This is a genomic window from Bosea sp. OAE506 (assembly GCF_040546595.1).
GTDB lineage: Bacteria > Pseudomonadota > Alphaproteobacteria > Rhizobiales > Beijerinckiaceae > Allobosea.
Genome location: NZ_JBEPOB010000001.1, coordinates 3,902,613 through 3,915,886 on the forward strand (window position 1 = coordinate 3,902,613; position 13,274 = coordinate 3,915,886).

Below are 13,274 nucleotides of genomic sequence, written 5' to 3' on the forward strand. Positions count from 1 at the left end.
CGGCGAGCCGGTCGTCCCGCCGGCCATTCGTGCGTTGTGGTTGATGGGAACGGCTCGGCTACGTCGTTGGACTCTAGCGGCAGCCCTACGCGACTGCGTGGCAGATCTTGCTGCGGGAACATCGGTACTGCGGTTTGGTGTGCCTCGGCCAGATCGGGCTCGTCTCCAGCGTCGTCCGCCGTCACCACTCCCGGGCAAATCGCGCCACCGTCGATGCTGGGCGCTAGAGGTGCCGACCGAGGAAAACCCCGATTAGCTGAGCAATCTCACCGGCATGTGTCTCAAGCGCAAAGTGCCCGGTGTCGAGCAGATGAACTTCGGCGTCCGGCAGGTCGCGCTTATAGGCCTCGGCGCCAGCCGGGATGAACGCCGGATCGTGCCGGCCCCAGACCGCAAGTAGAGGCGGTTGATGATCACGAAAATACGCCTGGAACTCGGGATAGCGCTCCAGATTGGTGCGATAGTCTCGTATGAGATCGAGCTGGATGTCTTCGGCTCCTGGCCTGGCCATCAAAGCGATGTCGAGCGTGTATCCGTCGGGGCCGAGGCGGCGCGGATCGGCGCCGGTGCGATACTGCCAGTTCTCGATCACATCGGCGGACAGCGATGCCCTGCAGGCCTCGCGGTTCTCCGCGCTGTCGTCGTGCCAATAGGCTTGCCACGGTCCCCACTCGTTGCTGAAGCCGTCCAGATAGGCGTTGCCATTCTGGCTGATCAGCGCCGTCACGCGGTCGGGATGCGCGGCCGCCAGCCTGTATCCGACGGGCGCGCCATAGTCAAAAACATAGAGCGCATAGCGGTCGAGCTTCAGGGCTTGCGTGAAGCCCTCGATAACTTTGGCCAGATTGTCGAAGGTGTAGTCGAATTCGCCACGCGCGGGAGCCTTCGTACGGCCAAAACCTGGCAGATCCGGCGCGATCACGCGGTAGCTGTCGGCAAGCAGCGGCATGAGCTCGCGGAACATGTGGCTGGACGTCGGAAAGCCGTGAAGCAGGAGAACCGTCGGCGCCGTCTTAGCACCGGCCTCTCTGTAAAAGACATCAACATCCCCGACCTTCTGGGACTTGTAGCTAACCGTCATCGCCGCCTCCAACCGATTGGCGCCGTATGGGTCCGGCCCAACGACTTCAGAGCATAAATACTACCGATCGGTCGTTTGTAAAGGGGGAAGCAATCTGCTAGGCTTGTTACGGTATCGCACTCGCTCTTGCGGCAACGGCGCAGCCCGTTATCCAGGCAGGATCATGAAGGTCACGAAGGATGAGATCGTCGCCGCCGCGCGGCAGTTGTTTCGCGAGAAGGGATACGCCGGCGCCTCGATGCAGGACCTTGCCAGTCTCGTCGGCTTGCGAAAGGCGTCCCTCTACATGCGCTTTCCGAACAAGGAGGCGCTCGTGCCCGAGGTCCTTGCGCTGACGCTCCGGGAGACTTTTCCCGACGAGCAGCTCATTTCGGGTCCCTGGCAGGTCGCATATGAAGCCGCTATCGGGGGAATTGCTGCCAATCTCTCGACAGGCAAGCGCTGCGTCGGCTTGCACCTTGCCTATGGCGTCGGTGACGACACTCCCGTTGCGAAGGAGGCTGTCCGGGACTTCTTCCAGTCGCTGCGAGCTTTCTTGAGCGACATTCTGGCCAGAGCCATGCCTCGGGAAACCGCCGACACAGTCGCTGCCGATGCGCTCATTCGATTGGAAGGCGCGACGCTGCTGATCACGGTCTTCGATGATACCGAGTCGATGCAACGGACCGCGCGAGCCGTGATCAGAGACGCGACGGACGCGGCGCGTGCGGCGCAATGAGACGTAGCGCTTGTCTTGGATGCCCAAAAGGCACGCGAAGAGTGCCAATTCCTGCGCGGCCGACTCATCGCCGCTTACGAGCGAAGCGCTCAAAGCCGGTCCAGCTCGGTGGGAACGAACCTGCTGCCGTTAGCAAGCGAGGCGCTGCTCGACCGAACCTCGATGAATACCTGGGAAGATGCCGGCGTCATCGCCAGGGTCAACGCCATCGGAAAGTCGCGCATCGTGAGGGCCGGGCTCTGGACCAGCGTCTGCATCATCGGCCCTGCCCCCTCGGCGCTGGACCAAAGGTTTCAAGGTCTACGTCATCGCCGACGCCTGCGGCGACGTCTCGGACGAGGCGCATGAGCACGCCATCGCCGGTTGGGCGCAGTTGGTGTTCTAAACGCTGGGCGTCCGCACACGAGTTTTTCGCTGCCAATGCGCTCATCCGATCGGAGGGCGCGACACTGCTTATCACAGTCTTCGACGATAGGCGTTGGCGTCAGCCTAGGCTTCGGCCGGCTTCCGCCCGCATCTTGGCATCCGCTCGCTGGCGTTTCGCGGCGTCTTCAAGCTCCCTCACCAATGTCAGGACCGAGCTAATCGTGATGCTGCCGTCCCCGATCCCATTCCCGATTGTCGCGACGGTCGAGACAGTCGTCGCGTCGCACCCTCCGGCGTGGCAGGTCAAAATCAGAACTTGAGGCCGGCACCGCGAACCTTCGGCGGCGCGATGTGAAAATCTGCGACAAACCGGAAGGAGCTCTTGCGCTCGATTGATTCGGTAATCAGCCTCGGGATCAGCGCTGCGCGTTCGCAGCATGGTTTTTGGGAGTTGAACAGTGGTGAGTTTTCCGGTTCTCGTTCGCATGGACAGTGGATCGCTCGAAGACGTGATGGCGGTGGCGAGGCAGTGGTTCCCGAGCGTTGCGCCTCACGACATCCCGGCTGCGCTGGCTCTGGGCTTTGGCTTCGGTTCGACCAAGGAGATGCAGGTTGAGCTGGACCAGTTCGGGGGAGTCGCATGGGACGGGGTTGATCGCGGCATGGGCGCATTCATTGCTAGCCAGGGCGAAACCGCGCCGAAGCGATTGATGCATCGGCTTCTGGCACCTCAGTTCGTTGATCATCAGTCGCTGGCCGACAGATGGCACGCGCGCAGTCTCGATGATTGCGACGAGAGGGCCACTACCCGGCGCACTATCCTGCTCGCCTCAGCGTGTACTCCAGGTGCGCCGACAAACGAGGCATTGCCTCTCGGTGCGGATTGCCCTGATGGACGTCTGTACGAGATCGAAATTTCATCAGCCGACGGCGGACTTGTGTTCCGTTGTGGAGTTCATGCTCGAAGCGAGGCGCTGGCGCTACAGCTCGGTGGACGGCAGCTCGGCCAATGCTGGCAGGCGGTGCAGGTAGGGCTGGGCCTTGGCCCCTCGCCCTTTCCAATTCACACCGTTGACAAGATCGAAGTCAACTCGAAGCACATTTGGGAATTCGGCCTCGAGTATCTCACGCTCGGCGAAAGCCTGATGCATCATGCCACTAATCGTGCGCGAGGAAAGCGAATGCTTGTCACGACAGCCAGACTGCGCGAATTGGGCCGGCTTCTCATAAGCACCGATCCTGCCGCCCGCTCGCTCTGGTCAGACAACGCCCCTGCCTCGTTCAGCCTCAGGTGGATTAGTCAGGCGAGTTCTGGCCGGACCAGTACACAGATCTCACCATGGCCTACCTGCCGAAAATCGGGTCGCGGATTGTCGGAAACGACCCGCGAGGTGCTGCAGGTGATGGCGGTGCAACGTGGCTGTAACGTTCGAACAGGTCGACTTGATGGTCGTTTCGCAGAATGTTGCGATCCGCCCGGGTCGGCGACATTACGAGCGCTGCTGCGACAGAACCCGATGTCAGCGGTCATCGATATTGCCCCTCTGACGACCTACCTCAGAGCGTTGGGCCTTCCGTCACTTGCACAACGGGTCCAGCACCAAGCTGGTGTTCAGCGGGCCTGAAGTGCGCTAGGTCCGGACATTGAGGACATCGCCGGCAGGCGGACGTTCACAGTTCCTCCCCGGAGCGACCGCTCACGACCTAAGCTGATCATTGTCTGAGAGGCGGCGGTTATTCGCGGTGCGCCATATGCTCGTCGTTAAATCTGAGCGGAAGGCGGGCGTTGCGTGGAATGCTCTGAGACTCTTGCAGCCCCATAGCGAGACCTTAGTGGCCCCGCAGCCGAAAGCCGGCCGAGGCGCGAGACGTAGTTGTCGCCTGCCGCCTGCAGCGCCTCGGCATCAGCTCGCCGGGCGTCATAGACCAGGAAAGGCTCAGCCCAGGTTAGGTCGCAGCGATAGGCGGTAGCCTCCAACGGGCGCAGCAGTTCGCGCAAGGGGAAGCGGTTGGCGCCTTCGGGCGCATAGGCTGTCTCGACGTTCCCGGCGGTTGCCACGATCAATAGGGGCTTGCCGGCGAGCTTCGCGCCTTCCGCCTCATAGGCGACGTAGAACATCCGCGTCAGGACAGCGTCCTGCCAGGCCTTTAGCAGCGGCGGCGTCGAATACCACTGCACCGGGAACTGCAGCACGATGCGGTCGGCGGCAACGAGCCTGGTGACCTCCGCATCGGCGTCGAAGCGCCCATCCGGGTAGAGCGCCTGCATGTCGACGATCTCGGCTTCTGGCAGGGTGGCGGCCGCGTCGATAAGCGCGCGATTGGCCCGCGAGTCGGCGAAATGCGGGTGGAACAGCAGGATCAGGGTCTTGGTCACGGCATCCTCCTTCAGGGAACAAGCGAAGCATGACGGCTGCGATAAAATCACTCCAATGGATGTTCGATATAACGTATCATTCATTTCATGAATTTGCGGTCGATCGATCTCAACCTGCTCGTGGTGCTCGATGCCCTTCTTGATGAGGCGCATGTCTCGCGCGCAGCCGAGCGGATCGGCTTGTCGCAGCCGGCCATGTCGAGTGCGCTGGAGCGCTGCCGCCATCTCTTTGCGGACAGGCTGCTGGAGCGCGGAGCCGGCGGGATGGTGCTGACACCTAAGGCCCAGGCGCTCGCTGCCCCCGTCAAGGAAGTCCTTGCCGGCATGGCGGCGCTGCTCGACAGGAGCGAGCCGGAGTTGGCCACTATCCGCCGAACGGTTCGTGTCGTCATGGCCGATCTTCCGGCCGTCGCGACTGGCCCGGCGCTGCAACGCCGGTTGGCACAGACGGCGCCCAGTATCACCGTCGCGATCATGCCTTGGCATGGCGCAGCCGCGGCGCTGGACGGGCTCGGGCGCGGGAGCATCGATCTTGCCGTTTCGGTCTTCCCCAAGGTCGATCCGGATTTCACCCGACGCGAACTCTTGCAGGAGCGCTATCGAGTCGCGATGCGGCGGGACCACCCGGCTGCCGATACCTTCGATCTCGACCGTTGGCTCGCCTATCCGCACGTGCTGGTCTCAGGGCGCGGCGATACCCATGGCCCGCTGGATGAGGCGCTGGCGCGGATCAACCGCGTCCGCCAGGTCGGCATGGTGGTGCCGAGCTTCATCATGGCGCTGCCACTGCTGGCCGAGTCTGACATGATCGGGCTGCTGCCAAGCCGCTGCCTGCCGGAGCGCGTGAGGAGTGAGATTGTCGCTTTCGAGCCGCCGATCGCCGTCGAAGGCTTTGCACTGCACAGCGCCTGGCACAAGCGCCGCGCGGCGGATCCAGCGGTGCAGCATGTTGCGAGGCTGATCGAGGAGCTGGTCTCGGCCCTGCCGGGCTGAGAATATGATGCTCATTAGGCCTTGTCGTTCCTGGCGGCCGTGAAGCGCCAGGACGCAACGTCGTCTGCCAGCCGATTATCGGACATTCCGCTCAAGTGGCGACAGGCGGCGGTCTCTGAGCCCGCACGGCTGCCTCACCGTCGCCAAACGCGGAGAGCACTGCCGCCTGCAATTCTCCAATCGATCTAGATCGATCCAACATGTGGCGCACGATGAAGCCACCTAGGCGCGCCTTTGCGGCTGTCTCGTCGCTGTCCCTCACGTAGGCGGTGTTGGCCAAAGCGCTCCATACCCGAGCGTGAATGGCTGCGGCGACGAGAAGGTCCTGCGAATTCAAGACGCCAGGAAATCGAAACAAGGTAGTGAGCATAGGCGGCGCTTAGTTGCATCATGTCGCACAACGCTTTCGCGACGAGAAGGTTCTCTGAACAGGAGCGGATATGACGAGACGTGTGCGCCGGAACCACAGCCCGGCTTTCAAGGCGAAGGTGGCGTTGGCTGCCATCAAGGGCGAGAAGACGCTGGCCGACCTGGCGCAGCAGTTCGACGTCCACCCCAACCAGATCACACAGTGGCGCAGCAAGCTTCTTGACGGGACTGCCGGCGTCTTTGGGGGCCGAGGCGAAGTCGGAATCCACCGCGCCCTCGATTGACGTGAAGACGCTGCATGCGAAGATTGGGGAACTGGCGCTGGAGAATGATTTTTTGTCCGGCGCGCTCGGCAAGGCCGGCCTTCTGAGCGCAAAGCGATGATCGACCGCGCGCATGATCTGCCCCTGAACCGGCAGGCGAAGGTGCTCGGGATCAGCCCGCGCAGCGTCTATTATCTGCCCCGCGCGGTTCCTGCCGCCGATCTGGCGCTGATGCGCGCGATCGACGCGCTGCATCTGGAATACCCCTTCGCCGGCATCCGCATGCTGCAAGGCCTGCTGCGGGCCGATGGCCATAAGGCTGGACGTCTTCACGTCGCCACGCTGATGAAGCGCATGGGGATTGAGGCGCTCTATCCCCGGCCGAACACCTCGAAGCCGGCGCCAGGGCACAAGATCTTCCCCTATCTGCTGCGCAAGCTGCCGATGACGCGTCCCAACCAGGTCTGGGCGATGGACATCACCTACATCCCGATGGCGCGGGGCTTTGTCTACCTGACGGCCGTCATCGACTGGTTCAGCCGCAAGGTCCTGGCCTGGCGGCTCTCGATCACCATGGACGTCGCCTTCTGCATTGAGGCCGTCGAGGAGGCGATGGCGCGCTTCGGCAAGCCGGAGATCTTCAATACCGACCAGGGCTCGCAGTTCACCAGCCGCAAGTTCACCGCCCTGCTGATCGGCGCGGGCATCAGGATCAGCATGGACGGCAAGGGCGCCTGGCGCGACAACGTCTTCGTCGAGCGCATCTGGAAATCGGTCAAATACGAGGAGGTCTACCTGCGCGCCTACGCCAGCGTGTCAGACGCGCGCGCCTCGATCGGCCGGTATCTGGGCTTCTACAACGGCCGGAGGCCTCACCAGAGCCTGGGACGGCAGACGCCCGATCAGGCCTACTTCAATGCGCTGCAGCCAATCCCGGTTGCAGCATAACAAGGGCCGAAATCCACTTAGCGACAGCCCCAAAACTGTTCAGATAAACCGAGCCAGCTCTAGAATCCCGGCGCAGTTCATGATCGAAGCTTTCGTCCGTTTTGTCCTGGCGCAGAGATAGCTGTTCGGTTGAAAGTCATGGTCGAGCTGATGCGCTGCCTTCAGGGCCTGCGACCTGAGGCATCGAAAATCACTTCGAACCGGCGGGCAGGCATGACCTCCGCGAAGTAGTATGCTTCGGCCTCCTGCCATTGGCGTTCCCAAGGACCAATGGCTCCCTCCCTCATCAGCAGGCGCTCTTCGCGCAGCTCGTCTGCCAGTGTGACCATGACTTTGCAGTCGATCAGGTCGGCAAGCTCCGGCCGCGCCGCGTAAACGCCTTCGAGAATGATGATGGGCCGCGGCGCCAGCGTGGTCGCCGTCGAGCGCAAGCGGCCGTCGAAGGCGTCCCAGTCGAAGGCACGCCAAGCAGCATCGTCTCCTTGTCGGGCAGCGTCCAGAACGGCGCGCTGGCGGGTCCAGTCGATACAGTCGGCAGCGCGTTGTGCCGGCGAGTCCGAGCGGATCTCGATGCCGCCGGCGAAAAAGTCATCGCTCTCGATAACGGACGCTTGGAGTGGCTCAGCAATCGTCGCGGACAGGGTCGACTTGCCGACGCCGCTGCGCCCATCGATCGCCACGACATAGGAACGTCGTGTCTGTGAAGCCCAGAGCTCAAGGCACTTACCGAGTTGGAGAGCATCAGAGAATTGGATCGACATCGGCGGGCCCGGTAGGCGTTGATCAGTGAGCTGTATTGCCGTCGGCTACGGTTTGCCATGGCAGATGCCGGAGCGACAGGCGCGTAACACGAACCAAGTCGGGCCTATGTCGTGCTGTCGAATTCAGCGGTGATCCAGGTCTTGAAGGCAGCCATGGCGTTGGTCTCAGTCCGGGATTTGAGGCGCGTGAGCCAGTAAGTGCCCGTCAGCACGCCGAGGTCGAACGGTTGGACAATCCGGCCGGCTGCGATGTCGCGGGTGAACATCGCAGCTGGCACGAGCGCGACGCCGAGGCCTTGTGCAGCGGCATCAACCAGAGCGAGAGAGTTGTCGAAGATCCAGCCACGGGCGACGGGCGGGGTTAGCTCAGCCGCGCGAAACCAGAGCGGCCATTCGTCCTGGCGATATGAGCGCAGCAAGTGGTGCGTCAGCAGATCGGCAGGCTCACGGATCAAGTTAGCGCTCCGCGGGCTGCAGACAGGCGTCAGAGGGGCCTGCGTCAGCGCGATTGCTTCGGTTCCGTGCCAGGCACCGTCCCCGAACCGTATGAAGAGATCAAGTCCGTCGAGCAGCGTGTCGGCCCGGTTGTTGTTGGTCTTGATCCGGACGTCGATATTCGGATGGAGCTGAGCGAACTCTTGCAAACGGGGCAAAAGCCATCCCAGCGCGAAGCTCCCCAGGACACCGATGGTGATCATCTCCGCGGTGCCACCTGCGCGCATTTGATGCAGCTTCTCACTGACGCGTCGCAAGGCATCAGTCAGCACCGGCAACAGCGCCTGCGCCTCCTCGGTCAAAGCGATGCCGCGGGGCAGGCGTTCGAAGAGGGGAAAGCCCAGGTCCTTTTCCAGCAATTTGATTTGATGGCTAATCGCCGTCTGTCCGACGTGGAGCTCCATGCCGGCCTTGGTCAGGCTACCGAGCCGCGCGGCCGCCTCGAAGGCGCGAAGAGCGTTCAGAGGCAATCGTGAGACATCCATGATCAAACCCAAGGCCCAATTTGGCTCATATCAGAGCTGAGCAGCGATCATTTGGCTAGGGCCTGGCAGTTAGATAGCCCTGCAGCTCTTGACAAGGATGAGAGCGATGACATTGACGAAAGTGAACTTGTGGGCGCCCGATCGGCGTTCTCTTTTGCTCGCCGGCGGATTCTCGGTTTTGGCTGCTGGACGCAACTTAGCAGCAGCGGCCGACGCACTCGACCTTCGGGCTCTCGAAACCCGGATTAGATGCCGGCTCGGCGTTTTCGCCACGTTCCAGGATCGACGCGTCGGTTGGCGCTCCACCGAACGGTTCGCATTCTGCTCGACCTTCAAGCTGTTCCTTGCAGCCTATGTGATGCAGTCCGTCCAGGAAGGGCGCGACCGCCTCGACCGGCCGGTTGTCATCACGGCTGCCGACATGGTGCCGCACGGCCCAGTGACGCAGCCGGCGGTGGGCCGAACTTTGACGATCGAAGAGTTGTGCAAGGCGACCGTCGACATCAGCGATAACCCGGCAGCCAATATCCTTATTCGGGAGATGGGCGGACTTGCCGCTTTCGGCCGTTGGTATCGCAGCATCGGGGATGAGGTCACGCGGGTCGATCGGATGGAGACCGATCTTAACAGCGCCTTACCAGGAGATCTGCGCGACACCACGACGGCGGAGCAGTACGTCGCCAATCTCGATCGCGTCTTGCGCGGTAACCTCCTCACTCCAGCACATCTGAGCTTGCTCAATCGCTGGATCACGCAGACCCCAACTGGCCAGGGTCGGATCAAGGCAGGTGTTCCCGCGGGTTACACGGTCGGTCACAAGACCGGCACGGGCGCGAGAAAAACCCACAACGACATCGGCATCATGTGGGCGCCGCAGGGAGCATCGGCGTTGATCAGCGTCTTCTGCACAGGGGCAGTCGAAGCTTCGCCCGAGACGGTTGATGCCGCAATCGCCAACGCGACGCGCCAGGCAGTGGCAGCTCTCGGATTTGGGCGCGACTAAGCACTCGGGAGAGGGGCGGTCGGAACGTGAGTGATGCTCCAGCCGGCGACTGCCGAGCTGGGTCAGCAGGTTTCCGGTGGGGTTGGGCCCCGGATGCGCAGCACGGTGAAGGAGAGGTTCTGATCACTCTCCGCCGCAGCTCAACGTCCGCGCCTTTGTGGCAGGCGCGGCGAGGCCCTTGCGCGCGCCGTGAGAGCTCGGGAAACGTCGGGCGGGCCGACGCGCGGGATCTCGCAGGCCTGTGAGAACGATGCGATCGAAACCGCTCTTTTAGCGGTAGCGGCTAATGCCAGCCCATTACAAGCAGACCAACGTCGTTGTCGGTGAATGGATCTCGCTTTCGTGCTCCTACATGGCGAAGCAGAAGACGCGAAGCCGGTAGGCGTATATCGGGCAAGTGAGCGCCCGAACCGCCCTACTCTCTTCCGGGTTTGACGCGGCAAGTTGGGTCAGCAAGGCTCCCCCCAGCCTGGCGTGATACGCCCAAGTAGATGAGATATTGGCTGGGACACTAGGACCCCCAGCCAATTTGCGGTTCTCGGCTAAGTCACTGATTTCACTTGTCGCTTGACACATCGCGACCAAGCGTTGTGCTACACCTTTGCGCCATAGCTTGGCAACTCACATCGGCAGCTTCTTCGCTATCTCGAACGGCACGGGCCGGCCGGTCTTCAGCTGGATGACCGTCGATCGCTTGCGCAGGGATCCAACCGGCGCGACATCGCTGACGCGGGTCTTGACCAGGTCAAACCCTCGCAACTTCGCATCGAGCGCGCCGTTGAACATGGCGAGGTTCCGGACCCGTTTAGACATCTTCAACTGCTGACGAATGGCCCAGACACGGTTCGGCTTAAGCGGAGCTTTTGGTCCGATCAGCCGCCCGGCGTTCGACGGGCGTCTTGGCGCGATGAAGAGATCTGACTGGCGCATGGCTAACCTCCTGGGAGGTCGCCTCCCAGCCGAACGCCAGTCTACTCCGGTCAATGCCGACTGGCGCCAGGAGCGGTCATGAGCACTGCACCCGCAAGTCGCCCTTCTGCGCTATCTGACGGTTCCTGGCCGCTGTGGCCTGCTTGCTCGATAACGCGGTTAGAAGGCGTTGCGCCAAGGTTCGGGTCCGACGAAGCCGCCTGTCTAGCCCACGACCGCATTCGCAATACGCAATGTCTGGTCGACGAAGCCGAGCAACTCCTGCTGATCGAGCGGCGGCTCTTGCATCCCGCGTGGATCCTCGCCGTGGTGATAGTCCTGCGTGTAGTCGTTGATCCTATCGAGTTCCTCGTAACGGGCGGCAGCGGGATGGTCGGCTCCCCCTCCTCTGATCTTGCCGAGGATCCCGCCGAGATTGTCCGCCGGAGCGAAGCTCGCCGGGTAGAGATCACGCATCTTCGTCTCTAAGACCACCCGCAGTTTCTTGATAATATCGCGCGGCTCACCCTGCCCGAGGTTGCGGTAGGCCAGAAGATCGTCGAGCTCGCTCTGCGCCCTGCCCCTACAGGCGTTGCCGAGATCGAACTCTGTCAGCCGCGTGCCCGTCGCCGGATGGTAGTCCAGCTGCGCGGCTGACCGTTCCGCGGGCGGCGATTTGTCCCACAGGCTCTTCAAGAAGGCTGCGTCGTGTGAGAGCACGATGACTTGGGCACCACGGCGGGCCACCGCCATGATCTCATGGATCGTGTTGCGACGCCGATAGGAATCCTGACTGTTAAAGGGGTCGTCGAAGACGACCACGCGCTCGGCGATATCTGCCTCGCGTTCCAGCTCCGCGAGGAAGAAGGCCATCGCCAGCGTCGTCCGGTCGCCCGCACTCAGCGTGTTCTTGAAGCTCTGACGATCGTCGCTCGTCCGGCCGTCGCCCAAAGCCACCTCGACGTTATCGATCCGCAGTCGGTAGGTGCAGGTCGCAAGGCCGCCAGGATAGGCGTGATCGACGTCAGCGATCTCGAAGCCGGCGTTGAACAGATGCAGGAAGTGGTTGATGCGTTGCTCATAAGGTTTGACGACTTGGCGACAATGCTCCTCCAGCTGCGCGCGCACGGCTGCTTTCTCGGCATTGTTCGCCGTCCGCGCTTCTACTGCCTCGCGCCACGCTCGGCTCGCGCTGACCCCTTCCGGACCATGCCGGCGAGCCACCCGTTCCAAATCGCTGATCGCCCGGCGCAAGACGGCCTCATCCGCAGCCACCGTTCGCGCGCGGGTCGCCTCAATAGTGACGTTAGCCCGATCGACGGCCCGGTTGTAGGCCGCTAGCTGGCCTCGCATCGCATCGATCTCCTCAGCGATCTCGGCGATGTCCCCCTCCCGATCAACGACCTCGAGCGGCCGGGCCGCTTTGCGCTCCACAAGGCTTCGCAGTTTATGATGGACGCTCAAATAGGCGTCCCGCAACTGGGCCAAAGCGGGCAAATCCTCGCCTAAGTCGCAATGCTGGTCCCAGAATTGGCGAGCTGCGGCATTCGCGATCGCCGACGCCCTAAGCTCGGCAAAGACCTCGGCTCCGAACTGCAGATCGATGTGTTGTCCGAGCGTCTCGATTTCATCTCGCAGGCCGCGATAAGCCTCTCCGAACAACGCCCGATAGGATTGAACCAGAGGCAGCCCACCGACACCGTCCCGGGCACAGAAAGGGCATTCGTCCTCGTCCGTCAAATGACGAAGCCCATGCTCGAGCCAGCGCTCGCCGTCGTCGCCGAACTTGTGACGCGCCAGATGCGCGCCGACGCGCTGCTCGACCGCCGGGTCGGCCCCGTCGATTGTGCAGCCCATCATTTCTCCCAAGTGCGCTGGCAACGTCGGGAGCGTCACCGCCTGCAGGCCTGCGCGCTCCCGGATCTGTGTCGACTGCTGCTGCGAGGCCAGCGCGGCACGTGCGTCGGTAAGTTTGGCGGCCAGTTCGTCATCCGCTGGCAGCTGGTCGAAGGCCTGGGCCGCGAGGCCGGCAGCTATCGGCTCCAGCCTGCGTTCGGCGGCGGTCGCGGCTTGCGTGAGCACTCTCGCCGCTTCGCCCAGCCGCGCCTCCTCCCGCGCTAGACCTACGCCATTCCGGCCGACGACGACGCGATACAAATTCCGCCTATTGGCGACGTCGACTAGGTCGCCGCTGTGGACATTCTCCGCGACGAAGGTCCCATCGAAGATTGAGAGCTTCGGCTCAGGTCCCGGCCAGGCGCCGTTTTGGAACGTCCGCTGTGCGCCGGACCATAGCAAGTTCACCTGCTGCGCCGCGTCTACGCCGAGCGTCTTGCGGCCTATAACCAGCGCCGGTTCGTTCCGCTCCAAGGATCTTAGCACCGCGCACAAGGTCGTCTTGCCGAAGCCGTTCGGCCCGAAGATGAACGCGTGACGAGACAGCTGAGGATTCGGCTGGGCGGCCGAACTCCCAAAAAATGTCCGACGTTACGGATGCCGATTATTC

The 13,274-nt window shown here is 62.7% G+C and carries 10 protein-coding genes and 2 pseudogenes; 6 read left to right on the forward strand and 6 right to left on the reverse strand.

The window, feature by feature from the left end; translation table 11 throughout:
* Nucleotides 1–223 precede the first annotated feature (223 nt).
* A complete protein-coding gene (locus ABIE41_RS18955) occupies nt 224–1,081 on the reverse strand; it encodes an alpha/beta fold hydrolase (protein ID WP_192641813.1) in 858 nt (285 codons plus the stop codon).
* A 163-nt stretch (nt 1,082–1,244) separates the two neighbouring features.
* Between ABIE41_RS18955 and ABIE41_RS18960 the strand changes: the two genes are divergently transcribed.
* From ABIE41_RS18960 to ABIE41_RS18970, 3 genes and pseudogenes are all read left to right on the forward strand, one after another.
* Nucleotides 1,245–1,799, forward strand: coding sequence for a TetR/AcrR family transcriptional regulator (locus tag ABIE41_RS18960; protein ID WP_192641814.1), 555 nt, complete (start codon nt 1,245–1,247; stop codon nt 1,797–1,799).
* Nucleotides 1,800–1,937: 138 nt separating this feature from the next.
* Nucleotides 1,938–2,157, forward strand: a pseudogene (locus ABIE41_RS18965) (isochorismatase family protein); the annotation flags it as partial.
* Nucleotides 2,158–2,623: 466 nt separating this feature from the next.
* Nucleotides 2,624–3,790, forward strand: a complete 1,167-nt coding sequence (locus tag ABIE41_RS18970; protein WP_192641815.1) for a hypothetical protein — start codon at nt 2,624–2,626, stop codon at nt 3,788–3,790.
* Nucleotides 3,791–3,927: 137 nt separating this feature from the next.
* Here ABIE41_RS18970 and ABIE41_RS18975 read toward each other — a convergent pair whose 3' ends face one another.
* Nucleotides 3,928–4,695 carry an NAD(P)H-dependent oxidoreductase gene (locus tag ABIE41_RS18975; protein WP_354192806.1) on the reverse strand — a complete coding sequence of 256 codons (768 nt, stop codon included), beginning with the start codon at nt 4,693–4,695 and terminating at the stop codon, nt 3,928–3,930.
* Here ABIE41_RS18975 and ABIE41_RS18980 point away from each other — a divergent pair.
* Nucleotides 4,663–5,535: a LysR family transcriptional regulator gene (locus tag ABIE41_RS18980; RefSeq protein WP_354192808.1), complete on the forward strand. Its 873-nt coding sequence runs from the start codon at nt 4,663–4,665 to the stop codon at nt 5,533–5,535. The genes ABIE41_RS18975 and ABIE41_RS18980 overlap by 33 nt on opposite strands.
* Before the next feature lie 440 nt (nt 5,536–5,975).
* Nucleotides 5,976–7,115: pseudogene (locus tag ABIE41_RS18985) on the forward strand (IS3 family transposase).
* Between the two features lie 161 nt (nt 7,116–7,276).
* On the opposite strand, the gene ABIE41_RS18990 reads toward ABIE41_RS18985, so the two are convergent.
* Both ABIE41_RS18990 and ABIE41_RS18995 read right to left on the reverse strand, forming a co-directional pair.
* On the reverse strand, nt 7,277–7,876 hold the full coding sequence (locus ABIE41_RS18990; RefSeq protein ID WP_192641817.1) for a uridine kinase family protein: 600 nt from the start codon (nt 7,874–7,876) through the stop codon (nt 7,277–7,279).
* 104 nt (nt 7,877–7,980) lie between these two features.
* Nucleotides 7,981–8,856 carry a LysR family transcriptional regulator gene (locus ABIE41_RS18995; protein ID WP_192642875.1) on the reverse strand — a complete coding sequence of 292 codons (876 nt, stop codon included), beginning with the start codon at nt 8,854–8,856 and terminating at the stop codon, nt 7,981–7,983.
* A gap of 106 nt (nt 8,857–8,962) precedes the next feature.
* On the opposite strand from ABIE41_RS18995, the gene bla reads away from it, so the two are divergent.
* Nucleotides 8,963–9,859, forward strand: a complete 897-nt coding sequence (bla, locus tag ABIE41_RS19000; RefSeq protein WP_192641818.1) for a class A beta-lactamase — start codon at nt 8,963–8,965, stop codon at nt 9,857–9,859.
* Between the two features lie 621 nt (nt 9,860–10,480).
* Here bla and ABIE41_RS19005 read toward each other — a convergent pair.
* Nucleotides 10,481–10,789, reverse strand: coding sequence for a site-specific integrase (locus ABIE41_RS19005; protein ID WP_192641819.1), 309 nt, complete (start codon nt 10,787–10,789; stop codon nt 10,481–10,483).
* 204 nt (nt 10,790–10,993) lie between these two features.
* The gene (locus tag ABIE41_RS19010; RefSeq protein WP_192641820.1) at nt 10,994–13,138 is read right to left on the reverse strand and encodes an AAA family ATPase; all 2,145 of its coding nucleotides are present in this window, start codon (nt 13,136–13,138) and stop codon (nt 10,994–10,996) included.
* Nucleotides 13,139–13,274 lie beyond the last annotated feature (136 nt).